Below are 422 nucleotides of genomic sequence, written 5' to 3'. Positions count from 1 at the left end.
CTTTACTGCCATCAGCCGTTTTGCCAGCAGGTGCTCGCGCCGGGGGGCGCGTTTCTGTTCGTCTGTCTGCCACCGTCACATCCGCTCCTCTACGAATGGGTCGCGGACTTCGAGCGCAGCGGCGAGGTGTCCACCTTGGTCAAAACCCGCTAGACGGGCACTCAGCGCCTGACCGATACCTATCGGTGGCTCAATGACTTGCCGCTGCGCGACGGGAAAGACGCCTTGCTGGTCGGCTGGTGCGAACTCACCACCACCGATGCCGAGGGCCAGGGGCTCTACCGCAACGCGTGGGCGAGTTCCGACCCGGTCAACGCCGACAACGTCATCGCCCTGGTCGCCGCCGGGCGCAGTCGCTGGAAAATCGAGAACGAAAACAACAATACGCTCAAGACCAAGGGGGACCATTTCGAACACAACTA

Annotated in this window: 1 pseudogene; it reads left to right on the top strand. The window is 62.3% G+C overall.

Annotated elements, in window-relative coordinates:
• Positions 1 to 198: 198 nt before the first annotated feature.
• Positions 199 to 422, top strand: a pseudogene (locus tag GJ668_RS19990) (ISNCY-like element ISAtsp9 family transposase); the annotation flags it as partial.

Source organism: Allochromatium palmeri (genome assembly GCF_009720725.1).
In the GTDB taxonomy this organism is placed as follows: domain Bacteria; phylum Pseudomonadota; class Gammaproteobacteria; order Chromatiales; family Chromatiaceae; genus Thermochromatium; species Thermochromatium palmeri.
The sequence above is the reverse complement of the archived record's forward strand: the minus strand, read 5'-3'. Positions and strand labels throughout refer to the sequence as shown.